This is a genomic window from Bordetella petrii (assembly GCF_000067205.1).
GTDB classification, from domain to species: Bacteria; Pseudomonadota; Gammaproteobacteria; order Burkholderiales; family Burkholderiaceae_B; genus Bordetella_A; species Bordetella_A petrii.
In genome coordinates, this window is record NC_010170.1 from 3882458 (window position 1) to 3907184 (window position 24727).

The window sequence follows — 24727 nt, forward strand, 5'->3', positions numbered from 1 at the left end:
CCTGACCATGTCTTCGCCTTCTCCCGCCCTTAGTCACCTGGACGAATCCGGCCAGATCCGCATGGTCGACGTCGGCGCAAAATCCGCCAGCGACCGCATCGCCATCGCGCGCGGCGCGGTGCGCATGAACGCCCTCGCCTACGGCCTGCTGACCCAGCCCGGCCAAGGCAAGGGCGAAGTCCTTAACACGGCGCGCGTGGCCGCCGTGCTGGCCGCCAAGCGCTGCGCCGAGCTCATCCCGCTGTGCCACAGCCTGCCGCTGGCCTTCGTCGGGGTTGATTTCTCGCTCGACGACGCCACCCATACCGTCGAAGTGCGCGCTACCTGCCGCACCCACTACAAAACCGGCGTCGAAATGGAAGCCATGACCGCCGCCAGCGTGGCCGCGCTGACCATCTACGACATGTGCAAGGCGGCCGACAAAGGCATCGTCATTGAACAGATACGCCTTGAATACAAGGCAGGAGGCAAAAGCGGTGAGTGGCGCAACGATTAATCTGCTGTACTTCGCGCGCGTGGCCGAACTGGTGGGCACGCGCGGCGAAGCCTGGCCGCTGGCCGAGCCGACCACCGGCGCGCAACTGCTCGAAGCGCTGCAGGCCCGCTACCCGCAGCTCGCGCCGGCGGCGCGCCTGAAACTGGCCATCAACCAGACGCATGCCAAGCCGTCGGCGCCGATCCGGCCGGGCGACGAAGTGGCCATTTTCGAGCCGGTCACCGGAGGCTGAACGCCATGATCATCGTCCAGGAAGCCGACTTCGACAGCGCGGCCCTGCTGGCGCGCCTGCGCGAACAGGTCGGCGCCGAGGCCGGCGCCATCGTCACCTTCACCGGCTACGTCCGCGACTTCGCGCCCGGACAAGCCACTGAAACCCTTTACCTGGAACACTATCCGGGCATGTGCGAGCGCGAGCTGCACGACATCGCCGCCACGGCGCAGCAGCGCTGGAACCTTGCCGGCACCACCATTGCCCACCGCGTGGGCGCGCTGCAGCGCAATGCCCAGATCGTCTTCGTGGCGGCCGCCAGCGCGCACCGCGGCGACGCCTTTCGCGGCTGCGAATACATGATCGACGCCCTGAAAACCCGCGCGCCCTTCTGGAAACGCGAAACCCTGCAGGGCGGCCGCAGTTTCTGGGTCGAGCAGCGCGCGGCCGATCACGAGCGCACCCAGGCATGGGACGCGGGCGACGCCCCCAAGGAGCCGACATGAAGGCGCTCGACACCCCCATCCCGCTGGCCTGCGCCGTGCTCACCATCAGCGACACGCGCACCGCCGGCGACGACACATCCGGCAATTTGCTGGCCGAAAGCCTGGCCCAGGCCGGCCACAGCTGCGTGCGCCGCGACATCGTCAAAAGCAACCTGTACCAGATCCGCCGCGTGCTCAGCGACTGGATCGCCGACCCCGAGGTCCAGGTCATCCTCACTTCGGGCGGCACCGGCTACGGCCACAGCCACGGCGTGCCCGAAGCCGTGCTGCCGCTGTTCGACCGCGAAATCGCCGGCTTCGAAGCCCTGTTCCGGCAAGTGTCGTACGACGAAATCGGCAGCTCGTCGATCCAGTCGCGCGCCCTGGCGGGCATGGCCAACGGCACCCTGGTCTTCTGCCTGCCGGGCTCGAACGACGCCTGCCGCACGGCCTGGACGCGCATCCTGCGCGAACAGCTCGACAGCACGCACCGCCCCTGCAATTTCGCGACCCTGTTCCGCAAGGCTGCCACCGAATGAAAGACGAACTGCTCGACTTCGACCGCGCCCAGACGCTGCTGGCGCAGGCCGCCAAGCCGCTTGACCGCCTTCAACTGGTAACCCTGGCCGACGCGGTCGGGCGCGTGCTGGCTGTCGATATGTCGGCCACGCTCGATTTGCCGCCCGCCGACAACAGCGCCATGGACGGCTACGCGATCCGCTATGCCGATTACCAGCCCGACGTGGTGCTGCCCATCCAGCAGCGCAGCTACGCGGGCGACATGCCGCAACCTCAGTTGCCGGGCCAGGCCACGCGCCTGTTCACGGGCAGCCTGATCCCGGCGGGCGCCGACACCGTCGTCATCCAGGAAAACACGCGCGAGGCCGACGGCCAGGTACAAATACTGCAGGCGCCGGCCGCCGGGCAGTTCGTGCGCAAGCGCGGCATGGACACCACGGCCGGTCAGCCGCTGCTGGCTGCCGGCACCCTGCTAGAAGCCGCCCACATCGCGCTGCTGGCCTCGCAAGGGCTGACGCACGTGCAGGTGGTCGATCGCCTGCGCGTCGGCATTTTGACGACTGGCGACGAGCTCGTGCCCCCTGGCGCCGAGCGCGCGGCGCAGCAAATCTATAACTGCAACGGCCCCATGCTGGCGGCCCTGGTGCAAAAAACCGGCGCGCACGCCGTGCACGTGCTGCATGCGCGCGACAACGAGCCCGACCTGCGCGCCGCGGTGCGCACCATCCTGGCCGATTGCGACCTGCTGCTGAGCATCGGCGGCGTGTCGGTGGGCGAAAAAGACCTGGTCAAGCCGGTGCTGGAATCGCTGGGCGGCAAGCTGGCATTGTGGAAAGTGCGCATGAAGCCGGGCAAGCCGGTCGCGCTGGCGCACATCGATGGCAAGCCCGTGGTCTGCCTGCCGGGCAACCCGGTCTCGGTGTACGCGGTGTACGCCATGCTGGTGTCGCCCCTGGTGCGGCGCATGCAGGGGCGGGCCGTGCTGTTTCCGCCAGTGGGCGCGGCGCCGCTGCGCACCGAGCGCCCCCGCCAGGACAGCCGCGAAGAATTCCTGCGGGTGCAATGGCGCCAAGAGCCAGGCCAGGCGCCGGAACTGGTGCCCTATCCCAACCAGGATTCCTCCGTGATCAGCTCCATGCCCTGGGCCACCGGGCTGGCCCGCCTGCCAGCCGGCGTGCCCGTACAAGATGGCGACACCGTGCCTTACTACGACGTGGCGCACTGGCTGAGTTGACCCACCCCCGAAGCGCTGCGCGCTTCCGCATCGAGGGGGCGACGCTGGCGGACCGGCAAAACCGGCTCCGCGGCGTTCCCGGCCGGGCCGCGCCTGTCCACAGCGGTATCACATATCAGTGAATCAGGCCTGTGCGGTGGCAGGTTTCGAGCTGTAGCCGAGCTGGCGCGATATTGCCGCGGCGGCGTCCAGGACCAGCGGCACGTACTGCGTCATTTTTTCCGTGGTCAGGCGGTCCAGCGGACCGGAAATGCCCAGCGCCGCCACCGGCCGGTCGAGTCCGCTGAATATCGGGCTGGCGACACCGCCTATGCCGTCGCGCCATTCGCCGCGGTTGATGGCATAGCCTTGCCGGACGACTTCGGCCAGTTCTTGCCGCAGCGCGGCGTCGGTGGTGCGCGTCATGCGGGTATGCGAGCGCAGCAGGCTCTTGTAGTGCGCCAGGTAGTCGGCCTGCTGAAAGGCCAGCAGCGCCTTGCCGGTGGCCACCGCGTAGGCGGGCGCCCGCCCGCCTATCACCGAATAGGCCTGGATGGGCTGGGCGCTGTCGATTTTGTCGATATACACCACGTCCAGCCCGTCGAGCACCGAAAGATGCACGGTTTCGCCGGTTTGCAGCGCCAGCGCGCGCATGTGGGGCAGCGCCAGCGGACGCACGTCCATGTTCGACAGTTGCCGGGCGCCCAGTTCGAACATCTTGAGGGTGCAGCGGTAACCGCCCGTGTCCTGGTCGCGCGCGATATAGCCGGCGTGGGCCAGCGTCTGCAGCGTGCGGTGCGCGTTGCTGCGCGACAGCCCGCACAGCGCGGCGACCTCGTCCAGACCAGGCGCGCGGCCGTCATGCTTGCTGACGGTTTCCAGCACCATCAAGCCCTTGAGTAACGTTTTATCCATGAAGAAGCGCCGCCCGGTTTCACTACCCGCGCCATTGTATGCGGGCCACGGGCGGGGCGCGCCGCTACTTCAGGTTGGCGTTGTTGACCACATCTGCCCAGATGGCGATTTCGTCGCGCAGCGCCTGGTCGGTCTGCGACGGCGTGGTGGGCACGGCGGCCGCGCCCTGCCCGGCCATGGCCTTCTGCAACGACGGCGCGGCCGCGGCCTGCTTCATTGCCTCGGACAGGCGCTGCACGATGTCGCCGGGGGTGCCCTTGGGCACCAGCATCGCATAGCGCGTGCTGATGTCGTAGCCGTCGATGCCCTGCTCTTGCAGCGTGGGCACGTCCGGCAGCGAAGGCGCCCGCGTCTTGGTGGTAACGCCGATGAAGCGCAGTTTTTTGTTCCCCACCTGAGACATCAGCGTGGGCATGGTGTCGAACACCATGTCCACCTGCCCGCCCATGAGGTCGGCCAGCGCGGGGCCGCTGCCCTTGTAGGGCACGTGCAGCAGGTGCGTGCCGGTGGCGATCTGGAATTTTTCGCCGGTCATGTGCTGCGATGATCCGTAGCCGGCCGAGCCGTACGACAGCTTGCCGGGCTTGCTCTTGGCCAGCGCGATGAGCTCCTGGATGTTGTGGACCGGCAGGTCGGCGCGCACCACCACCGCCAGCGGCGTCGAGGTTGCCATCGACACGCCGTGAAACGCCTGCGGAAACTGGTACTGCTGCTTTTTCGAGGGCAGCAGCGAGTTGATGGCCAGGCTGCCCACCGCGCCCAGCAGCACCGTGTAGCCATCGGGCTTGGCGTTCACGACGAATTGCGCGCCGATCTCGCCAGCGGCGCCGGCTTTGTTTTCCACCACCACCGGCTGGCCCAGTATTCTGGACAACTGTTCAGCGTACACGCGCGCCGAAAAATCGGTGGCGCCGCCAGGCGGGTACGGCACGATCATATTGATAGGCGCGGCGGGCCAGGGGGCCGCCGATGCCACGGCGCAACCCACGACCAGCAGGGCGCCCACGATGCGGGATAGGAATGTTGCCATGGTTCTCTCCGGGTGAATGATCCCAAATAATGGGATGAAAATTCTATTATTTGATTTTTTATAGCCTCCCATATAACATTCCAGGCGTCAATCGAAATTCGAAAACGGGCCGCCCCGCGGCCTGCGGGAGTATTCATCCATGAAGCAGCAATCCACCCTGCAAGGGGTGCGGGTCATCGAAATCTGCAACGTCGCCGCCGGGCCCTTCTGCGGCATGCTGCTGGCGGACATGGGCGCCGATGTCGTCAAGATCGAACCTCCCGGCACGGGCGACACCCTGCGCAGCTGGGCCCCCATCACCGATGGCTATAGCGAAAACTTCGCCTCGCTCAACCGCAACAAGCGGTCGGTGACGCTGAACCTGAAAAACGAGGCCGACCAGCGCCTGGCCGCGCAGCTCATCGCCCAGGCCGACGTTCTTATCGAAAACAACCGCCCCGGCGTCATGGACCGGCTGGGCCTGGGCTACCAGGCCATGTCCCAGGCCAACCCCAAGCTGGTGTATTGCTCGATTTCCGCCTACGGACAAAGCGGGCCGCGCAGCCAGGAAGGCGGCTTCGACCTCACCCTGCAGGCCATGAGCGGCCTGATGAGCGTCACCGGCGAAACCGGCGGCGCGCCGGTCAAGTGCGGCGTGCCTGTCTGCGATTTCACAGCGGGGCTGTACGGCGCCTTTTCCGTCGTGGCCGCGCTGCGCAGCGCGCAGGCCAGCGGGCAAGGCACCCATGTCGATATCTCCATGCTGGGCGCCACGCTGGGCATCGCCGCGCTACAGACTTCGCAGTTCTTCGGCACGGGGGTCGATCCCGTCAAGCTGGGCTCGGCCCATCCGCGCAACGCGCCGTACCAGGTGTTCCGTTGCCAGGGCGGCTATTTCGGCATGGCGGCCGGCAACGATTCGCTGTGGAAGTCCGTCTGCGACGTTATCGGCCGTCCCGACCTGCACGCCGATGCGCGCTTTGCCAACACCGGGCTGCGCGCCGCCAACCAGGAGGCCTTGCGCGACATCCTGGAAGACATCTTCGCCGGCGCCGATGCGGCCACCTGGCTGCACAAGTTCCGCCAGGCCGGCGTGCCCTGCGCGCCCATCAACAACTATTCCGACGTGCTGGCCGATCCGCAGGTCGATCACATGCAATGGGTGCAAGACCTGACGCTGCCCAACGGCGCGCAAACCCGCACGTTCGCCTCGCCCATCCGCTTCGACGGCCATACGGCGCCGGTGTCGCGCCGCCCGCCCGCGCTGGGCGAACACAATGCCGAAATCCTGGCCGAGCTCTCGGTCCGCGCCCCGGAGTAACGCGCCATGTCCGAAGACGTGCTGGCCATCGACAAGCAGGCCCAGGCCTGGACCTTCACGCTGAACCGGCCCGACAAGCGCAACGCGCTGTCGGCCGGCCTGGTCGAGGCGCTGATCGAATCGCTCGACGCGGCCCATGCCCAGCACATTCCATTGCTGGTGTTCCAGGGCGCGGGCAAGAATTTCAGCGCCGGCTTCGATTTCACCGGCTATGAAGAGCAGAGCGAGGGCGACCTGTTGCTGCGCATGGTGCGCATCGAAACCCTGCTGCAGCGCGTGGCGGGTTCGCCCGCCCTGACCGTCGCGCTGGCGCATGGCCGCAACTTCGGCGCCGGGGTAGACCTGTTCGCGGCCTGCAAGCTGCGCTATTGCAGTCCCGACGCCGCTTTCCGCATGCCGGGCCTGAAGTTCGGCCTGGTGCTGGGCACCCGGCGCTTTCGCGACATCGTCGGCGCCGCGCAGGCGCTGTCGATATTGGGCGAAGCCCGCGCGTTCGACGCGAGGCAAGCCGAACATATGGGCTTCGTGACGCAGATCGCCGCGCAAACCGAATGGCCCGGCCTGCTGCGGCAGGCGGCCGATACCGCCACGGCGCTCGACCCCGCCACGCGCGCCGCGCTCTATGGCGTGCTGGACACCGGCAACAATGACGCCGACATGGCTGCGCTGGTGCGTTCGGCGGCGCGGCCCGGCTTGAAGGCGCGCATCCGGAAATACCTGGAAGACTAGCGCCTGCTCAAGGAGAAAGACATGACATCCGGCTTCAACCAGCAAGACAAGCAGTTATCGGTGCAGGAACTGGCTGCGCTGATCCCCGACGGCGCGTCGGTGGCGCTGGGCGGCAGCTTTCTGCATCGCGGCCCTTTCGCCTTCGTGCGCGAGCTGGTGCGGCAGAAAAAAACCGGCCTGGAAATCATCAAGCAGTCGCCTGGCTACGACATCGACCTGCTGTGCCGCGCGGGCGTGGCCACGCGCGCGCGCACCGGCATCGTGGCCATGGAAGGCAATTTCGGCCTGGCGCCCAATTACCGCAAGGCCATCGAGTCCGGCAAGCTGCAACTCGAAGAACACGCCTGCGCCACCCTGACAGCGGGCCTGCGGGCGGCGGCCTACGGCGTGCCGTTCCAGCCCTGCGCGGGCATAGAGGGCAGCCATCTTATCGACATCAACGGCTGGCATCGCCTGGACGACCCCTACGGCTCGGGCAAGCCGGTGTGGGTGATTCCGGCGGTGCAGCCCGATTTCGCGGTCATTCACGCCAACGAAATCGACAGCCGCGGCAACGTGCGCGTGCTCGGCACTTCGCACTGGGACCGCATCATGAGCCGCGCGGCGCGCAGCGTGCTGGTGGTGGCCGAACGCCAGGTGTCCGCCGAAGTGTTCGAAAAACAGCCGGAAGTCACGCTGATTCCATATTTCATGGTGCAGGCCTACGCCATCGCGCCGCATGGCGCCTGGCCGGGCTCGTGCTGGCCCCACTACGAAATCGACTACCCCGCCGTCCAAGCGTATCTCGAACCCGGCGCCGACGCCTTGCAGGCCCACCTCGATGCCGCCCCCGAAGTTTCGCAGGAGCATGCCGCATGAACACCAGCTGGTCGCCCTTTTCGTACATCGTCACCAACCTGGCACGCTTCATCCGCCCCAACGAAATCACCTTCAGCGGCGTGAACTCGACCCTGCCCATGCTGGCCTGCCTGATGGCCAAGCAGGCTTACGATTGGGACTACATCTACATCAACGTGGCGGGCGGCGTGGACCCGCGCCCGTCCAAGGTGCCCCTGTCCAGCTCCGACCCGGTGCTGGCCGAACACACGGCGTCGATCTTCGACAACGAAGACTTCTACGACCTGTGCTGCCGTGGCCGCATGGATCTCACCTTCCTGGGGGCCGCCCAGATCGACGGCGAGGGCAACGCCAACAACTCGTGCATCGGCGACTGGCATCATCCCAAGGTGCGGCTGCCGGGCGGCGGCGGCGGCGCGGTCATGCTGCCCACCGCGCGGCGCGCCTGCACCTGGCGCACCGAGCATTCCACCCGCACGTTCGTCGACAAGCTGCATTTCCGCACCTCGTGGGGCGGCTTCCACGGCGTGGTGACGCCCATCGCGGTGTTCGTGAAAAAAGACGACAGGCTGGCGCTGCAATCGTGGCACCCTGAAGCCAGCCTGCAAGAAGTGCAGGAACGCACGGGCTTCTCCTTCGAACACGAAGGCGCGACGCCCACCGCGCTGCCCACTGAACGCGAAATCCAGGCGCTGGCCGCGCTGGACCCGCAAGGCGTATTCGAACGCGATGCCGCCATTGCCCTGCGCTAGCGCCCCCACCCTGTTCGCCGCCTACGACGCGTTGTGGCGCTCGCCCGAATGGGCCGGGCGCTGCGCGCTGATCGACGCGCAAGGCAACACGCGCATCGGCTATCCGCAACTGCATGAAGCCGTGGCCAACATGGCCGGCCGTCTGCGCCAGGCCGGGGTCGCGCGCGGCGAGCGGGTCGCCATTGCCATGGAACGCTCGTTGCCCGCGGTCGTGGCATTACTGGGCGCAATGGCGGCGGGCGCGTGCCCGTGCCCGCTCGAACCCCGACTGACCCGGCAAGAAATCCTGGACCGGCTGGAGTCGGCCGGCATAGGCACGGTGCTCGCCGACGAGGCCAACCTGGACAATGTCTCGTCCATTGCCGGCGCCCGCGTCCTGCGGGCTGGCGCCCTGCCCGAAGCCCCGCCCTGCTGGGACGCAGGCATCGAGCCTGCCGACCCGGGGCTGTTGCTGTTCACCTCGGGCAGCACCGGCCGGCCCAAAGGCGTGCTGCTAAGCCACCGCGGCCTGTTGAACAACGCGCGCGGCGTGGTCGCGGCAACCGAACTGACGTCCGCCGACAAGCTGCTCCACGTCATGCCGCTGTACCACACCAATGGCCTGAACAACCAGATCTTCAGTCCGCTGCTGGCGGGGTCGACGGTGGCGCTGGGCCCGCGCTTTCGCGCGCAGGACATGCCGGCGCTGATGAGCCTGCACCGCCCCACCATCATCACCGGCGTGCCCACCATGTATTCGCGCATGCTCGACCACGCCTTCCCGCCCGACAGCCTGGCGGCCCTGCGCTTCGCGCGCTGCGGCTCGGCGCCCATCACGCAGGAACTGCACGCCAGAATCGAAGCGTTCCTGGGGCGCCCGCTGATCGTCTCGTATGGTCTGTCAGAAGCCACCTGCACATCCACGATGAACCCGCCCGGCAGGCGCAAAATCGGCTCCATCGGCCAGGCCCTGCCCGGCCAGCGCGTGCTGCTGCGTGACGCCCAGGGGCAAGAAATCACCCAACCCGGCGTCGACGGCGAAATCTGCATCGCGGGCGACAGCCTGATGCTGGGTTACCTGGGCACCCAGGGAAACGGAGTACTCGAAAAAGCGCCCGCCGAACTGCCTACGGGCGATCTCGGCCGCCGTGATGAAGACGGCTATTTCACCATCACCGGCCGGAAGAAAGACGTGATCATCCGCGGCGGCGAGAACATCTCGCCTACGCTGATCGAGCAGGCGATCAGCGCCAGCGCGCTGGTGCGCAGTTGCTGCGTGGTCGGCAGGCCCGATGCCGACCTGGGCGAAGTGCCGGTGGCTTTCGTGGTGACGGCCGCTGGCGTGAGCGCCAGCGAGGCCGACATCAAGGCCCTGGTGGCTGGCCGGCTGTCGCGCATCTACCAGCCGGCGGAGGTGATTTTCGTGGATGCTCTGCCCGAGAATTCGGTGGGCAAGGTGGACCGCAAGGCGCTGGCGCGTTCGTTCGCGGCCGATGCCACCGACGCCGCCTGACGCAGCCTGACGCGGCCTGGCATGGGCGGCCTCAGCCGCCGATGTAGCTCATTTCGACCTTGCGCTCGCCGGACGACGGCAGCGCCACGCCCTGGCCGCGCAATTCGGAATAGCGGTCGTCGCGCTGCGCCCAGATGCCGGCCACCGTGCCCAGGATGTGCTCGTCGTCGGCTCCGCCGCGCAGCAGCTCGCGCAGGTCGTGCCCGTGCGAAGCGAACAGGCACAGGAAGATTTTGCCTTCCGGCGACAGGCGCACGCGCGTACAGCCGCCGCAGAATGCATGGGTGACGCTGGAAATCACGCCGATCTCGCCGCCACCGTCGGCATAAGCCCAGCGCTCGGCCACCCTGCCCATGATTTCGGTATCGAGCGCTCGCAGCGGATGCGCCGCGCCGATCAGGTCGAGCACTTCGCGGCTGGGCACCACTTCTTGCAGGTTCCAGCCGTTGGTGGTGCCGACGTCCATGTATTCGATGAAGCGCAGCACGTGGCCGCTATGGCGAAACCGCCGGGCCATGGGCAGGATCTGGCAATCGTTCAGGCCGCGGCGCACCACCATGTTGATCTTGACTGGCGCCAGGCCGGCGTCGGCGGCGGCGTCGATGCCCCGCAGCACGTCGTCGGGCGTGAAGGTGCTGTCGCTCAGGCGCGCGAACATGGCGGCGTCGAGCGCGTCCAGGCTGACCGTGACGCGGGTCAGGCCGGCCGCTTTCAGCGCGGCCGCCTTGCGATGCAGTAGCGTGCCGTTGGTGGTGAGCGTAAGTTCGAGCGGCTGGCCAGCCGGCGTGCGCAGCTCGGCCAGCATGGCGATCAGGCTTTCGATGTTCTTGCGCAGCAGCGGCTCGCCGCCGGTCAGGCGGATTTTTTCGACTCCCAGCTGCGCGAACAGGCGCGCCAGGCGAGTGATTTCTTCGAACGAGAGCAGCGCCGACTGCGGCATGAACGCGTAGTTGCCATCGAACACTTCGCGCGGCATGCAGTAGGTGCAGCGAAAGTTGCAGCGATCGGTGACCGAGATGCGCAGGTCGCGCATCGGCCGCAGGCGCGTGTCGAGCGCGGCCTGTCCGGCGGGCGGCACGGGCCCTCGCGGCAGTTGCGCCGCGCGTTGCGCGCTACGGTCGGCCAGGAAAATCACTTTGCTCATCGGTACATCATATCGCGCAATAGCCGGGTTGGGGCGGGGTCAGCCGAAGGCTTCCTGCAGCGTCTGCAACCGGCCCGTGTCGGTCGCGTCGTAGCCTACCAGCTGGCGCACGTACGAAAGATATTCGTGGCCCCGCATGATGTCCAGCAGCTCTTGCATGGCGGGCGCGTCGAGCGAGGTGCGGCGGATGGCGAAAAAGTAGCGTTCGCGCACCAGCGGAATGAAGTCCAGTCCGAACCGCCAGGCCGCGGTCTCGACCCCGACGCCGGTGTCGGCCATGCCGCTCGCGATGTGCGCGGCGATCGCCATGTGCGTGAACTCGTTGGTCTCGTAACCCTGCACGTCGCCGATCGACACCCCGGCCTGTTCCAGCATCAGGCCCACCAGATAGCGGGTGCTGGACCCGATCTGCCGGTTCACGAAGCGCACGTCGGGCCGCGCCAGGTCGGCCATGCCGCGGATGCCCTTGGGGTTGCCGGGCACCACGAACAGGCCCGTATTACGCACCGCCAGGTGGATGAGCAGGTAGTCGTCGGGCGACAGCCATTGGGCGTAGCGCGCCATGATCGGCGCCTCGAACGCGCCGGTGGGCACCTGGAACCCGGCCAGGTCGCATTCGTGGCGCTCGAGCGAGGCCAGCGCCTCGATGGCCGTGCGATAGCGCAGCTCCAGCCCGGGCGGATGACTGCTCATGTGCTGCATCAGGGCCTCCACCGCGAAACCGTGGCTGGCATGCAGCCGCAGGTGCGGGATGGTTTCGGGCAGGAGCTTTTCCAGTTCTTCCTGCAATTCGGACGCCATGCTTTCCAGCGTGGGCATCAGGCGCGCCTCGATGCGGCGGTTGGCCCACAGCAGGCGCTGCGCGAAGGGCGACAACACCGTGCCCTGCCGGCGCCGGGTAATCAGCAGCTGCGTGCCGAACAGCGTCTCGAAACGCCGGAGCACGCCCCAGGCGTGCCGGTACGACAGCCCGCAGGCGCGGCAGGCGCCCGCGATATTGCCCGTGGCGTCGATGGCCGACAGCAGCGACAGCATGTCGTGCAGCGGCTGCTCGGGCTGCTCGGCGTTGCCCTCCAGCAGCCATTGCGGGCGCAGGCCTATGCGGAACTTATATGTCATTAATTTCTTATTGAACGGGGCAAAATTGGCGATTAGAGTACGGCCATCGAGCGAAGCCGGCCGCTTTTATATGTTTTTAACAGCATATTAGAGTTCACGCCAGCCCGCCATAACAACATCATGCCGGCCCCGCCATGCCCGGGGCCGCCACCAGGAGACTGCCATGCCTACTTCGCAGGCAAAGCAAAATCCAGCCGGCAGCGCCGGGGCCCGCGGCGGCGCCCTGGCCCTGTCGGCCGCGCGCCAGTCAGAATCCGCGGCGGTTGCCGCGGCCGCCCGCGCCGCCGAGCGCCTGCAAGGCCAGCCGGGCGCCCTGCTGCCGATTCTTCATGCGGTGCAGGACGAACTGGGCTGTATCCCGGCCGACGCGGTGCCAGCCATCGCCGAGGCCCTGAACCTGTCGCGCGCCGAAGTGCATGGCGTACTGACCTTCTACCCGCATTTTCGCACCGAGCCGGCCGGCCGGCACGTGCTGGAAGTGTGCCGCGCCGAATCGTGCCAGGCCATGGGCGGCGAACGCCTTGCCGAGCATGCGCGCGAGACGTTGGGTTGCGATTTCCACGGTACGTCCGCCGATGGGGCGGTCACGCTGGAGCCGGTCTATTGCCTGGGCCTGTGCGCGCAGTCGCCCGCCGTGATGCTCGACGGCCAGCCCCATGCGCGCGTCACGCCCGATAAGCTCGGCCGCCTGCTGAGCCGCGCCACGCAAAGCGACGAGGCCCAGCCATGAACGCCCCCGTCACGATCTACCTGCCGCGCGACGCCGCGGCCCTGGCCATGGATGCCGACGCCGTCGCCCGGGCCATCGAGCAAGAAGCCTCCCGTCGCGGCGCGGCGGTGCGCCTGGTGCGCAACGGTTCGCGCGGCCTGTTGTGGCTTGAACCGCTGGCCGAAGTGGCCACGCCGTCCGGCCGCGTCGCCTACGGCCCCGTGCAGCCCGACGACGTGCCCGGCCTGTTCGATGCCGGCTGGCTGCAGGGTTCACCGCATGCGCTGTGCCACGGCCCCACCGAAGACATCCCCTATCTGAAGAAGCAGCAACGCCTGACCTTCGCGCGGGTGGGCATCACCGACCCGCTGTCCATCGACGATTACGTGGCGCACGATGGCTTGCAAGGCCTGCGGCGCGCGCTCTGCCTGACGCCGCAGCAGATCGTCGACGAAGTGTCGGCCTCCGGCCTGCGCGGCCGGGGCGGCGCCGCGTTCCCCACCGGCATCAAGTGGAAAACCGTGCTGACCACGCCGGCCGAACAGAAGTACATCGTCTGCAACGCCGACGAAGGCGATTCGGGCACGTATTCCGACCGCCTGCTGATGGAAGGCGACCCGTATGTGCTGATCGAAGGCATGGCCATTGCCGGCCTGGCGGTCGGCGCCACCTACGGCTACATCTATGTGCGCTCGGAATACCCGCAGGCCATCGCCACCCTGAACGAAGCCATCGCCCGTGCGCGGCAAGCCGGATGGCTGGGCGACGACATCCAGGGCAGCGGCCGCCGCTTCGACCTCGAAGTGCGCAAGGGCGCCGGCGCCTATATCTGCGGCGAAGAAACCTCACTGCTGGAGAGCCTGGAAGGCAAGCGCGGCGTGGTGCGCGCCAAGCCGCCTCTACCTGCCATCGCGGGCCTGTTCGGCAAGCCCACGGTCATCAACAACGTCATTTCGCTGGCCTCGGTGCCCATCATCCTGGCGCGTGGGGCGGCCTACTACCGCGACTACGGCGTGGGACGCTCGCAGGGCACGCTGCCCTTCCAGCTGGCCGGCAACCTGAAGCATGGCGGCCTGGTCGAGGCCGCCTTCGGCCTGACGCTGCGCGAGCTGCTGTACGACTTCGGCGGCGGCAGCGCCTCGGGCCGGCCGCTGCGCGCGGTGCAGGTGGGCGGCCCGCTGGGCGCCTACCTGCCCGAGTCGCAATGGGATGTGCCGCTCGACTACGAAGCCTATGCCGCCATCTCGGCCATGGTGGGCCACGGCGGCATCGTGGCCTTCGACGACACCGTGGACATGGCCCGCATGGCGCGCTACGCCATGGAATTCTGCGCCGTCGAATCCTGTGGCAAGTGCACGCCCTGCCGCATCGGCGCGGTGCGCGGCGTCGAGACGCTGGACAAGATCGCCACGCGCGGCGCCCAGCACGAGCAGCAGGTGCACCTGCTGCGCGACCTGTGCGACACCATGCTGGGCGGATCGCTGTGTGCGCTGGGCGGCATGACGCCGTACCCGGTGCTGTCCGCGTTGAACCATTTCCCTGAAGACTTCGGGGTGGCCGCGCCAGCGGCCGCGCACCCGGCCTGACCAGAGCGAGACCCGCCATGCTCGAAACCGTCATCAAGCGCGACCGCGACCTGGGCACGCCCGCCCGCGTTTCCGAAAAGCTCGTCACCCTCACCATCGACGGCCAGGAGATCTCGGTGCCCGAAGGCACTTCGGTCATGCGCGCCGCGGCCGAGGCTGGCATCAATATTCCCAAACTGTGCGCCACCGACAGCCTGGAGGCCTTCGGCTCGTGCCGCCTGTGCCTGGTGCAGATCGACGGCCGGCGCGGCTATCCCGCGTCGTGCACCACGCCGGCCGAGAATGGCATGGTCGTGTACACCGAAACGCCCAAGCTGCACGAACTGCGGCGCGGCGTCATGGAACTGTATATTTCCGACCACCCGCTGGACTGCCTCACCTGCCCCGCCAATGGCGACTGCGAACTGCAAGACATGGCCGGCGTCGTGGGCTTGCGCGCCGTGCGCTACGGCTACGACGGCGCCAACCACCTGAACGACCAGACCGACGCGTCCAACCCGTATTTCTCGTACGACCCGTCCAAGTGCATCGTCTGCAACCGCTGCGTGCGGGCCTGCGAAGAAACCCAAGGCACGTTCGCGCTGACCATCTCGGGCAAGGGCTTCGATTCTCGGGTGGCGGCCGGGCAGAGCCAGCCTTTCCTCGACAGTGAATGCGTGTCGTGCGGAGCCTGCGTGCAGGCCTGTCCCACCTCGACCCTGCAGGAAAAGACGGTCATCATGATGGGTCAGGCCGAACACTCGGTGATCACCACCTGCGCCTATTGCGGCGTGGGCTGCGGCTTCAAGGCCGAAATGAAAGGCCAGGAAGTGGTGCGCATGACGCCCTGGAAAGACGGGCAGGCAAACCGCGGCCATGCGTGCGTGAAAGGCCGCTTCGCCTGGGGCTACGCCACGCACAAAGAGCGCGTGCTCAAGCCCATGATTCGCAAGCGCATCACCGACCCGTGGCGCGAAGTCTCGTGGCAAGAGGCCATCGACTACGCCGCGTCGGAGTTCCGCCGCATCCAGGCCGAACACGGGCGCGACTCCATCGGCGGCATTACGTCGTCGCGCTGCACCAACGAAGAAACCTGGCTGGTGCAAAAGCTGGTGCGCGCCGCGTTCGGCACCAACAACGTCGATACCTGCGCGCGGGTGTGCCACTCGCCCACCGGCTACGGCTTGAAGCAGACGCTGGGCGAATCGGCCGGCACGCAGACTTTCGATTCGGTCATGCACACCGACGTCATCATCCTGATGGGCGCCAACCCCAGCAGCGCCCACCCGGTGTTCGCCTCGCGCATGAAGCGCCGGCTGCGCCAGGGCGCGCGGCTGATCGTCATCGACCCGCGCCGCATCGAACTGGTCGACTCGCCGCACATCAAGGCCGACTATCACCTGCCGGTGCGCCCCGGCACCAACGTGGCGCTGCTGACCGCGCTGGCGCACGTCATCGTCACTGAAAACCTGGTTGACGAAGACTTCGTGGCCCGCCGCTGCGAGGACAAGGCTTTCGGCCAATGGCGCGATTTCGTGGCCCGCCCGGAAAACTCGCCCGAAGCCACCGCCGAAATCACCGGCGTGGCGGCCGAGCTGGTGCGCGGCGCGGCGCGCCTGTACGCCACCGGCGGCAATGGCTCCATCTACTACGGCCTGGGCGTCACCGAACACAGCCAGGGCTCCACGGCGGTGATGGCCATCGCCAACCTGGCCATGGCCACCGGCAACGTCGGACGCGAAGGCGTGGGCGTGAACCCCATGCGCGGCCAGAACAACGTGCAGGGTTCGTGCGACATGGGCTCGTTCCCCCACGAACTGCCGGGCTACCGGCACGTTTCCGATTCCACCGTGCGCGCGCAGTTCGAGGCCGACTGGGGCGTAACCCTGCAGCCCGAACCAGGCCTGCGCATTGCCAACATGTTCGACGCGGCCATGGCCGGCAGCTTCCGCGGCCTGTACTGCCAGGGCGAAGACATCGTCCAGTCCGATCCCGATACCCAGCACGTGGCCGCCGCGCTGGCCGCCATGGAATGCATCGTGGTGCAGGATCTCTTCCTGAGCGAAACCGCCAAGTACGCGCATGTGTTCCTGCCCGGCTCGTCGTTCCTGGAAAAAGACGGCACCTTCACCAACGCCGAGCGCCGCATTTCGCGCGTGCGCAAGGTAATGGAACCGCGCAACGGACTGTCCGACTGGGAAGTCACCGCCGCGCTGTCGAACGCGCTGGGCTATCCCATGAACTACCGCCATCCCAGCGAGATCATGGACGAGATCGCGCGCCTGACCCCGACGTTCTCCGGCGTGTCGTATGCCAAGCTCGACCGCATGGGCAGCCTGCAGTGGCCCTGCAACGACGCCGCGCCCGACGGCACGCCCATCATGCACATCGACGAATTCGTACGCGGCAAGGGGAAATTCATGATCACCAAGTATGTGCCCTCGGATGAACGCAGCACCCGCAAGTTCCCGCTCTTGCTGACCACGGGGCGGATCCTGTCGCAGTACAACGTCGGCGCCCAGACGCGCCGCACCCACAACGTGGCGTGGCACAGCGAAGACGTGCTCGAAATTCACCCGCAAGACGCCGAAGACCGCGGCGTCTCTGAAGGCGACTGGGTGGGCGTGCAAAGCCGCGCCGGCGAGACCGTGCTGCGCGCCACCATTACCGACCGCGTGCAACCGGGCGTGGTGTACACCACCTTCCACTTCCCCGAGTCCGGCGCCAATGTGGTCACCACCGACAGCTCCGACTGGGCCACCAACTGCCCCGAATACAAGGTGACGGCCGTGCAGGTGATGCGCGTGTCGCAGCCCTCCGAGTGGCAGCGGCAGTGGTCGCGTTTTTCAGAGGTGCAACAGAAACTGCTGCGCGAGCGTGCCCGCGAAACCGAGGCCACGCTCAGCGGCAAATAGGCTGGGAGCCAACTGCATGGACCGCCTGTACCATCCCGCGCCCAGCCGGACCGATTGCGCCGATGCCGCCGTACTGCGCGTGCGCGGCGGCATCGTCGGCGCGGCCACCCAGAGCGACCGGGTGGCCGAAGAAACGCCGGTGGCGCTGGAATACAACGGCATCAGCCACGCCACCATGCTGGCGTCGCCGGCCGACCTGGAAGACTACGCGCTGGGCTTTTCACTGACCGAGGGCATAGTCGAGCGGCCCGCCGACGTGCGCGGCATCGAGATCGTGCCGCAGTTCAACGGCATCGTGGTGCAGGTGGAAATATCCAGCGCCTGCGCGGCGCGCCTGAAGACGCGCCGCCGCGCCATGGCCGGGCGCACCGGCTGCGGCCTGTGCGGCGTGGAAACCTTGCCCGAGGTGCTGCGCCAGGTGCCCACCGTGGCCGACGCAGCGCCCGTGCCGCTGACCGCCGTGCTGCACGGCATGCGCGCCATGCGAGGCAGCCAGGCGCTGCACGACATTACCGGCGCCACGCACGCGGCGGCCTGGGCCGATGCCGAGGGCCGCGTGCAACTGGTGCGCGAAGACGTCGGACGCCACAACGCGCTGGACAAGCTGGTGGGCGCGCTGGCCCGCCAGGCGATCGATCCGCGCAGCGGCATGGTGCTGGTATCCAGCCGCGCCAGCTTCGAAATGGTGCAGAAGTGCGCCGCCGCCGGCATCGGCATCCTGGCGGCGGTTTCGGCGCCCACGGCGTTGGCGATCCGCGTGGCCCAGAACACCAACGTGGCGCTGCTGGGTTTTGTGCGCAACGCCGATGCCGCCATTTACTCCCATCCCGAACGCCTTCGCCTCCGACCCTGACACCATGGACATTGCCAACCTGATCCGCATGGCCAACCGCATCGGCGACTTCTTCGAAGCCCTGCCCGACCGCGAAGAAGCGCTGGAGGGCATCGCCAACCACATCCAGAAATCCTGGGAACCCCGCATGCGCACGGCGCTGCTGGATTTCCTGAGCCAGCATGCCGACGGGCGGGACGGCGACGTCCGGCTCCACGACATCGTGCTCGAAGCGGTGACGCTCAATCGCGCGCGCCTGACCCCCGCCCAAGCGGCCTGAAAACAACCACGACACCCCGACAACCATAGAGGCAGCCGCGGACGACCCGCAAGCGCCCATTTCCGGCCCTGCGCCGCCCTGAGAGGAGACACTATGAGCAACACCGCCACACTGGATTTGCCCGGCGCCAAGCCGGGATTCCTGGATAAAGAACGCACCATCGCGGGCCCCGGCTTCAACCGCTGGCTGGTGCCCCCCGCGGCCCTCGCCATCCACCTGTGCATTGGCATGGCCTACGGCTTCTCGGTTTTCTGGCTGCCCCTGTCCAAGTCCCTGGGCGCCGGCACGGCCACCTGCTCGGCCGACATGAGCATCCTGGCGGAGCTGTTCACCACCCAGTGCAACTGGCGCATTTCGACCATGGGCTGGATGTACACGCTGTTCTTCGTGCTGCTGGGTTGCTCGGCCGCGCTGTGGGGCGGCTGGCTGGAACGCGCCGGGCCGCGCAAGGCCGGCATCGTGGCCGCGCTATGCTGGTGCGGCGGCCTGGTGATCTCGGCAATGGGCATCCACGTGCACCAGATGTGGATGATGTGGCTGGGCTCGGGCGTCATCGGCGGCATCGGGCTGGGGCTGGGGTACATCTCGCCCGTCAGCACGCTGATCAAGTGGTTCCCCGACCGGCGCGGCATGGCCACCGGCATGGCCATCATGGGCTTCGGCGGCGGCGCCATGATCGGCGCGCCGCTGGCCGACATGCTGATGCGCCACTTCGCCACGCCTGAAGGCCTGGGCGTGTCGCAGGCCTTCCTGGCGCTGGCTATTATCTACATCGTCTTCATGGTGTCGGGCGCTCTTGGCTACCGCATCCCGCCCACCGGCTGGAAGCCCGAAGGCTGGACCGAACCGGTCAAGCACGCCAACAACACAATGATCACCAAGGGCCATGTGCACGTGAAGCGCGTATGGGGCATTCCGCAGTTCTGGCTGGTGTGGTGGGTGCTGTGCCTGAACGTGACCGCCGGCATCGGCATCATCGGCATGGCTTCGCCGCTGCTGCAGGAAGTGTTCGGCGGCACGCTGCTCGGACATCCCGAACTCGTCTACGGCCAGCTCGACAAGACCCAGCTGGCCGCCATCGCCGCCACCGCGGCGGGCTTCACCGGCCTGCTCAGCCTGTTCAACATCGGCGGGCGCTTCTTCTGGGCCAGCCTGTCCGACAAGCTGGGCCGCAAGATGACCTACTTCGTCTTCCTGGTGCTGGGCTTCGTGCTGTATTCGTCGGTGCCCTGGTCCGCGCACCTGGGCGCGCTGGCGCTGTTCGTGGGCGCGTTCTGCGTCATCATCTCGATGTACGGCGGCGGTTTTTCCACCGTGCCCGCCTACCTGGCCGACCTGTTCGGCACCCAGATGGTGGGCGCCATCCACGGCCGCATCCTGACGGCCTGGTCGGCCGCGGGGATCTTCGGGCCGGTGCTGGTGAACTACATCCGCGAATACCAGCTGTCCATCGGCGTGCCGCGCGCGCAGGTCTATGACATCACCATGTACATCCTGGCCGGGATGCTGGTGCTGGGCTTCCTGTGCAACCTGGCGATCCGCCCGGTGAACCCCAAGTACTTCATGAGCCCCGAAGAACTCGAGCGCGAAAAGGCCCTGGCCCACGAACGCGCCGTGGCCGCCGAAGTGCACGGCGAATCGACCTCCACCTTCAAGACCCCGCCGGCCCTGGTGATCGTCGCGTGGGCATGCGTGGGGATCCCGCTGGCCTGGGGCATCTGGACCACCATCGTCAAGACCGCGGTGTTGTTCTAGTGTTGTCCTAGCTTCTCTTGCAGGCTTGTCCTGCATCGCAGGCACCCGGGGGGCATCACGCCCCCCGCCGCATTTGCAAGGCGGCACCACCTCCCGCCCGAATCACACAGACCGGCCAGGTTCGAATTCACTCGTGGTAGTCCCGCGGAGCCCGGCCGACTGGCGGCGGCGCGTTGGGCGGCGGGGCAGCCTGCGCAGCAGGCCGAGGACGCGTGGTTGCGCCCGAGCCCGACGCACGGGCGCCGCCGCCAGTCGGCCGGGCTTCGCGGGACGGCGCAAGAACTCAACCCCGCCTCCCCCCAGCCCCCCAAACTGCTACATTGCACGCCATGCCCCCCCTCCCCACCGTCCACTGGACCGAATCCGGCCAGGCCCACCACGCCTTGTGGCGTTCAGAATCCGCCGCGCCACCGCCCGCCCGCATCCAGGCCGCCGATGACCGGATGCCGGCCGATGTGGCGTATCGGCTGATCTGCGAAGGCACGCACCTGCTGTGGCGTGGCGACTTCCAGAACGCCCGGCAGCTGCTGCAGGCGCTGGCGCGCCGCATCGACAAAAAATCCCGCAAGCCCGCGGCAAGCCCGCTAGACGCCTTCAACCGGCACCGGCAGGCCCAGTCGCAGCGCGCGCGCCTGCTGGGCAGCGTGCTGCTGCCCTTCGACGCCGACCATGCTATCCCCCTGCGCCGCGCTCCCGATGCCCGGCAGGCCTGCCTGCAAGCCTACGGCCCGGCGCCCGGCCCGTACCTGGCGTCGCTGCGCGAACTGCAGGGCGTCATCGGGGCGCACGAATGGCGCAAGAAAGGCGTGCCCATCGCTGCCCTGAACGACCGCATCCACCCGCACTATGGCGTGTTCTCGCCGGTGCGCGGCGAATACATCGACCTGGTGGCCCGCGCGCCTCTGCCCGGCGGGCAGCCCGCGCTGGCATACGACATCGGCACCGGCACCGGCGTGCTGGCGGCCGTACTGGCGCGGCGCGGCGTGCGGCGCATCGTCGCCACCGACCAGGACCCGCGCGCCCTTGCCTGCGCGCGCGAAAACCTGGCCCGCCTGGGCCTGCATGAATCCGTCGAACTGATGCAGGCCGACCTTTTCCCCGATGGCCGCGCCGATCTGGTCGTGTGCAACCCGCCCTGGCTGCCGGCGCGGCCCAGCGCCCCGGTCGAATACGCCATCTACGACCCCGACAGCCGCATGCTGCGCGGCTTCCTGCAAGGCCTGGCGGCGCACCTGGCGCCGGGCGGAGAAGGCTGGCTGATCATGTCCGACCTGGCCGAGCACCTGGGCCTGCGCGCCCCCGGCGAGCTGGCCGGGTGGATTACCGCCGCGGGCCTGCGCGTGGCGGGCCGCCTGGACGCGCGCCCCCTGCACCCGCGCGCGTCCGACCCCACCGATCCGCTGCACGCCGCGCGCGCCGCCGAAATCACCTCGTTGTGGCGGCTGGCCGCCGCCAGCTGAACTGCCGCATCCTCCAGCGGCGCGCCGCGGCGCGCGTCCTCAGGGCTGCCCGATGCCGGTCAGCCCCAGCAGCGCGCCGACCGCCAACATCCAGAGCGGATGGACGCGGGTGAACACGGTAACTGCGGCCGTCAGCGCCGTAATGACCCCCAGCATCCAGGTATGCACAGAGGCCTCGGTGATCAGCGCGGCGCTGGCCGCCATCAGGCCGGCCGTCATGGGAAAGATGCCCGCCTGCACCACGCGGCGCCACGGCTTGTCTTTGAAGCGCTCCCACAGGCCCAGGGCCACGGCGGTCAGGATCGACGACGGGCCGAACTTGGCGATCGAGGTGACCAGCGCGCCCTGCCAGCCGGCCACGTGCCAGCCCACCAGCGTCACCACCATCAGGTTCGGGCCGGGCGCGGCCTGGCTCAATGCGAACAGCGCGCTGAAATCCGCGTTGGACATCCATTGGTGCGCCTCCACCACCTGGCGCTGCATTTCGGGCAGGATGGTGTTGCCGCCGCCGAACGCCAGCAGCGACAACTGCGCGAAAATCACGAACAGCGAAACCAGCACGGCGCTCATCGGGCCAGCCTCCAGGTAACGAAGATGCTGATCGGCGTCAGCACCAGCATGGTCAGCAACAAGGGCAGGCGCAGCAGCGCGATACACACGAAACACGCCAGCGCCACGGCAATGGCAGCCCACTTGCCGCGCAGCGGCCGCGCGATTTTCACGGCCATCGAAATCAGCAAGCCGGCGGCCGCGGCGGCCAGCCCGGCAAACAAGTGCTGGATGCGCGGGTCATCGGCATAGCGCTGGTACACCACCCCCAGCGCGATCACGATCAGCGACGGCGCGGCAATCAGCCCCATGATGGCCGCGCAGGCTCCCGTGGGGCCGCGGAACTTCATGCCCAGCGCCACCGACATATTGATGATGTTGCCGCCGGGCAGGAACTGGCACAGGCCCAGCAGCTCGGTGAAATCGTCGGACGACAGCCAGCGGTTCTTCTCGACCACCATGTGCCGGGCCAGCGGCAGGGCGCCGCCGAAGGCGCTCAGGCCCAGCCAGAAAAAACCGGTGAATAAGGCCCATGAGGTGGGCGGCGGACGATCGGGCGTAGCGCGGGATTCGGACGGAAGCGAGGAATTCATGGCGGCCTGCCGTTAACAGGGTCGAAAGCCTACTCCTGCCCGCGCCGGACCGCAATTGGCCGGTGCGGACCAGCGGCCCACGCCAGGCGGTGCCGTAGAATGGCAGCTCTGCCGGCCACACGCGGCCGGCTCGCGCAGCATGTCCACACCCGCCTCCCGCCCGCCCGCTACATCCCTCTACCCCGTCCTGCTGCTGATGGTTGCCATGGTGTCCATGCAGGGCGGCGCCTCGCTGGCCAAGAGCCTGTTCCCGGCGGTGGGCGCACAAGGCACCGCCGCACTGCGGCTGTTGTTTTCGGCGCTGATGCTGCTGGCCTATTTCCGGCCCTGGCGCGTTCGCCTGCCCGCCTCGGGCTGGCGCGTGGTGCTGGCCTACGGCCTGTCGCTGGGCGCCATGAACCTGCTGTTCTACATGGCGCTGCGCACCATTCCGCTGGGCATGGCCGTGGCGCTGGAATTCACCGGGCCGCTCGCGGTGGCCCTGCTGTCGTCGCGCCGCCTGACCGATTTCGCCTGGATCGCGCTGGCCGCTGCCGGCCTGCTGCTGCTGGTGCCGCATGGCGCCGACATGCACACGCTCGACCCGGCCGGCATGGCATACGCCCTGGCTGCCGGCCTGTGCTGGGCGCTGTATATCGTGTCCGGACGCCGCGCCGGCACGCGCCACGGCACGCAAACTGTCGCCCTGGCCGCATCGGTGGCCGCGCTGGCCGTGTTGCCGTTCGGCCTGGCGCAAGCAGGGCCGGCCCTGTTCTCGCCCGCCTTGCTGCCGCTGGCGGTCGGCGTGGCCATCCTGTCCAGCTCACTGCCCTACGCCCTGGAAATCACCGTGCTGGCGCGCATGCCGGTGCGCGTGTTCGGCACCCTGCTCAGCCTGGAGCCGGTGTTCGCGGCCGTGTCGGGCCTGCTGTTCCTGGGCGAGATCCTGACACTGACGCAATGGGCCGCGGTGGCGGCCATCGTGGCCGCGTCGGCCGGCATCACCGCGGGCAGCGGCAAATCCGCCCCGCCGCGCGCGCGCAAGGCCCCGCGGCCTGGCCGGGCCTCGTGACGGCGGGGTTTATCATGATGCGGCGCGCGCGCCTCAGGGCGCGCTGTCTCATTGCAAAGGAAATCGCACATGACCACTGAAAAAGTCGCACTGATCACCGCCGGCGGCAGCGGCATGGGCGCCGCCGCGGCGCGCAAGCTGGCCGCCGACGGCTACCGCGTCGCCATCCTGTCGTCGTCGGGCAAGGGCGAGGCGCTGGCCAGCGAACTGCAGGGGCTGGGCGTCACGGGCTCGAACCTGGAGCCCGACGACATCGCCCGGCTGGTCGACGCCGCCATGCAGCGCTGGGGCCGTGTCGACGCCGTGGTCAACAGCGCCGGCCACGGCCCCAAGGGCAAGCTGCTGGACATCCCCGACGCCGACTGGCACCTGGGGATGGAGTACTACCTGCTGAACGTCGTGCGCATCACGCGGCTGGTCGCGCCCATCATGCGGCAGCAGCGCGGCGGCTCTATCGTCAACATTTCCACCTACGCCACCTTCGAGCCGGAAGCGCTGTTTCCCACTTCCGGCGTGTTCCGCGCCGGCCTGGCCGCGTTCACGAAGGTGTTCGCCGACGAGTACGCGGCCGACAACGTCCGCATGAACAACGTGCTGCCCGGTTTCATCGACAGCCTGCCCGAGAAAGACGACCGCCGCCAGCGCATTCCGATGGGCCGCTACGGCCGCGCCGACGAGGTGGCCGAGCTGATCGCCTTCCTGGCTTCCGACAAGTCGGGCTATATCACCGGGCAGAACATCCGCATCGACGGCGGCATCACCCGATCGGTCTAGTT

The 24727-nt window shown here is 68.0% G+C and carries 25 protein-coding genes; 19 read left to right on the plus strand and 6 right to left on the minus strand.

Annotation, left to right across the window (positions count from 1 at the left end):
• The first annotated feature begins 7 nt into the window (after positions 1 to 7).
• Genes moaC through BPET_RS18655 form a run of 5 tightly spaced genes read left to right on the plus strand, consistent with a single transcriptional unit; the run spans position 8 to position 2945 of the window.
• Entirely contained in the window at positions 8 to 496 is a 489-nt protein-coding gene (gene moaC / locus BPET_RS18635) for a cyclic pyranopterin monophosphate synthase MoaC (protein ID WP_012250568.1), read from the plus strand.
• The gene (locus tag BPET_RS18640) at positions 477 to 728 is read left to right on the plus strand and encodes a MoaD/ThiS family protein (RefSeq protein WP_012250569.1); all 252 of its coding nucleotides are present in this window, start codon (positions 477 to 479) and stop codon (positions 726 to 728) included. The genes moaC and BPET_RS18640 overlap by 20 nt, the downstream gene beginning before the upstream one ends.
• Positions 729 to 733: 5 nt before the next feature.
• Positions 734 to 1213, plus strand: a complete 480-nt coding sequence (locus BPET_RS18645) for a molybdenum cofactor biosynthesis protein MoaE (RefSeq protein WP_012250570.1) — start codon at positions 734 to 736, stop codon at positions 1211 to 1213.
• On the plus strand, positions 1210 to 1731 hold the full coding sequence (moaB, locus tag BPET_RS18650) for a molybdenum cofactor biosynthesis protein B (RefSeq protein WP_012250571.1): 522 nt from the start codon (positions 1210 to 1212) through the stop codon (positions 1729 to 1731). Before BPET_RS18645 ends, moaB begins: the two co-directional genes overlap by 4 nt.
• Before the next feature lie 8 nt (positions 1732 to 1739).
• The gene (locus tag BPET_RS18655) at positions 1740 to 2945 is read left to right on the plus strand and encodes a molybdopterin molybdotransferase MoeA (RefSeq protein WP_041864177.1); all 1206 of its coding nucleotides are present in this window, start codon (positions 1740 to 1742) and stop codon (positions 2943 to 2945) included.
• 123 nt (positions 2946 to 3068) lie between these two features.
• Here BPET_RS18655 and BPET_RS18660 read toward each other — a convergent pair whose 3' ends face one another.
• Both BPET_RS18660 and BPET_RS18665 read right to left on the minus strand, forming a co-directional pair.
• Entirely contained in the window at positions 3069 to 3839 is a 771-nt protein-coding gene (locus tag BPET_RS18660) for an IclR family transcriptional regulator (protein WP_041863073.1), read from the minus strand.
• A 64-nt stretch (positions 3840 to 3903) separates the two neighbouring features.
• Positions 3904 to 4869: a Bug family tripartite tricarboxylate transporter substrate binding protein gene (locus BPET_RS18665; RefSeq protein WP_012250574.1), complete on the minus strand. Its 966-nt coding sequence runs from the start codon at positions 4867 to 4869 to the stop codon at positions 3904 to 3906.
• Positions 4870 to 5008: 139 nt separating this feature from the next.
• Between BPET_RS18665 and BPET_RS18670 the strand changes: the two genes are divergently transcribed.
• From BPET_RS18670 to BPET_RS18690, 5 genes are read left to right on the plus strand one after another with little or no spacing between them, the layout of a single operon-like run.
• Entirely contained in the window at positions 5009 to 6169 is a 1161-nt protein-coding gene (locus tag BPET_RS18670; protein ID WP_012250575.1) for a CaiB/BaiF CoA transferase family protein, read from the plus strand.
• A gap of 6 nt (positions 6170 to 6175) precedes the next feature.
• Positions 6176 to 6898, plus strand: a complete 723-nt coding sequence (locus BPET_RS18675; RefSeq protein ID WP_012250576.1) for an enoyl-CoA hydratase/isomerase family protein — start codon at positions 6176 to 6178, stop codon at positions 6896 to 6898.
• Positions 6899 to 6919: 21 nt separating this feature from the next.
• On the plus strand, positions 6920 to 7756 hold the full coding sequence (locus BPET_RS18680; protein WP_012250577.1) for a CoA transferase subunit A: 837 nt from the start codon (positions 6920 to 6922) through the stop codon (positions 7754 to 7756).
• Entirely contained in the window at positions 7753 to 8487 is a 735-nt protein-coding gene (locus BPET_RS18685) for a CoA-transferase subunit beta (protein ID WP_012250578.1), read from the plus strand. Before BPET_RS18680 ends, BPET_RS18685 begins: the two co-directional genes overlap by 4 nt.
• The gene (locus tag BPET_RS18690) at positions 8465 to 9979 is read left to right on the plus strand and encodes a class I adenylate-forming enzyme family protein (protein WP_012250579.1); all 1515 of its coding nucleotides are present in this window, start codon (positions 8465 to 8467) and stop codon (positions 9977 to 9979) included. Before BPET_RS18685 ends, BPET_RS18690 begins: the two co-directional genes overlap by 23 nt.
• Before the next feature lie 31 nt (positions 9980 to 10010).
• Here BPET_RS18690 and moaA read toward each other — a convergent pair whose 3' ends face one another.
• Together moaA and BPET_RS18700 are read right to left on the minus strand one after the other, a co-directional pair.
• Positions 10011 to 11123: a GTP 3',8-cyclase MoaA gene (moaA, locus tag BPET_RS18695; protein ID WP_012250580.1), complete on the minus strand. Its 1113-nt coding sequence runs from the start codon at positions 11121 to 11123 to the stop codon at positions 10011 to 10013.
• Positions 11124 to 11162: 39 nt separating this feature from the next.
• On the minus strand, positions 11163 to 12242 hold the full coding sequence (locus tag BPET_RS18700) for a substrate-binding domain-containing protein (RefSeq protein WP_012250581.1): 1080 nt from the start codon (positions 12240 to 12242) through the stop codon (positions 11163 to 11165).
• 163 nt (positions 12243 to 12405) lie between these two features.
• Between BPET_RS18700 and BPET_RS18705 the strand changes: the two genes are divergently transcribed.
• From BPET_RS18705 to BPET_RS18735, 7 genes are all read left to right on the plus strand, one after another.
• Positions 12406 to 12972, plus strand: coding sequence for a formate dehydrogenase subunit gamma (locus tag BPET_RS18705; protein ID WP_012250582.1), 567 nt, complete (start codon positions 12406 to 12408; stop codon positions 12970 to 12972).
• On the plus strand, positions 12969 to 14537 hold the full coding sequence (locus BPET_RS18710) for a formate dehydrogenase beta subunit (RefSeq protein WP_012250583.1): 1569 nt from the start codon (positions 12969 to 12971) through the stop codon (positions 14535 to 14537). The genes BPET_RS18705 and BPET_RS18710 overlap by 4 nt, the downstream gene beginning before the upstream one ends.
• A gap of 17 nt (positions 14538 to 14554) precedes the next feature.
• Complete coding sequence (fdhF, locus tag BPET_RS18715; protein ID WP_012250584.1) at positions 14555 to 17431, plus strand: formate dehydrogenase subunit alpha; 2877 nt, start codon at positions 14555 to 14557, stop codon at positions 17429 to 17431.
• A 16-nt stretch (positions 17432 to 17447) separates the two neighbouring features.
• Positions 17448 to 18284, plus strand: coding sequence for a formate dehydrogenase accessory sulfurtransferase FdhD (gene fdhD / locus BPET_RS18720; protein WP_012250585.1), 837 nt, complete (start codon positions 17448 to 17450; stop codon positions 18282 to 18284).
• 4 nt (positions 18285 to 18288) lie between these two features.
• Positions 18289 to 18543 (plus strand): formate dehydrogenase subunit delta, encoded by a 255-nt coding sequence (locus tag BPET_RS18725; RefSeq protein WP_012250586.1) that lies wholly within the window; start codon positions 18289 to 18291, stop codon positions 18541 to 18543.
• 93 nt (positions 18544 to 18636) lie between these two features.
• The gene (locus BPET_RS18730; protein ID WP_012250587.1) at positions 18637 to 20298 is read left to right on the plus strand and encodes an OFA family MFS transporter; all 1662 of its coding nucleotides are present in this window, start codon (positions 18637 to 18639) and stop codon (positions 20296 to 20298) included.
• Positions 20299 to 20627: 329 nt separating this feature from the next.
• Complete coding sequence (locus tag BPET_RS18735; RefSeq protein ID WP_012250588.1) at positions 20628 to 21758, plus strand: methyltransferase; 1131 nt, start codon at positions 20628 to 20630, stop codon at positions 21756 to 21758.
• A 39-nt stretch (positions 21759 to 21797) separates the two neighbouring features.
• Here BPET_RS18735 and BPET_RS18740 read toward each other — a convergent pair whose 3' ends face one another.
• Both BPET_RS18740 and BPET_RS18745 read right to left on the minus strand, forming a co-directional pair.
• Positions 21798 to 22328: a chromate transporter gene (locus BPET_RS18740; RefSeq protein WP_012250589.1), complete on the minus strand. Its 531-nt coding sequence runs from the start codon at positions 22326 to 22328 to the stop codon at positions 21798 to 21800.
• The gene (locus BPET_RS18745) at positions 22325 to 22900 is read right to left on the minus strand and encodes a chromate transporter (protein ID WP_012250590.1); all 576 of its coding nucleotides are present in this window, start codon (positions 22898 to 22900) and stop codon (positions 22325 to 22327) included. Before BPET_RS18745 ends, BPET_RS18740 begins: the two co-directional genes overlap by 4 nt.
• A gap of 205 nt (positions 22901 to 23105) precedes the next feature.
• On the opposite strand from BPET_RS18745, the gene BPET_RS18750 reads away from it, so the two are divergent.
• Entirely contained in the window at positions 23106 to 23951 is an 846-nt protein-coding gene (locus BPET_RS18750) for an EamA family transporter (RefSeq protein ID WP_085970223.1), read from the plus strand.
• 69 nt (positions 23952 to 24020) lie between these two features.
• The gene (locus tag BPET_RS18755; protein ID WP_012250592.1) at positions 24021 to 24725 is read left to right on the plus strand and encodes an SDR family oxidoreductase; all 705 of its coding nucleotides are present in this window, start codon (positions 24021 to 24023) and stop codon (positions 24723 to 24725) included.
• Positions 24726 to 24727 lie beyond the last annotated feature (2 nt).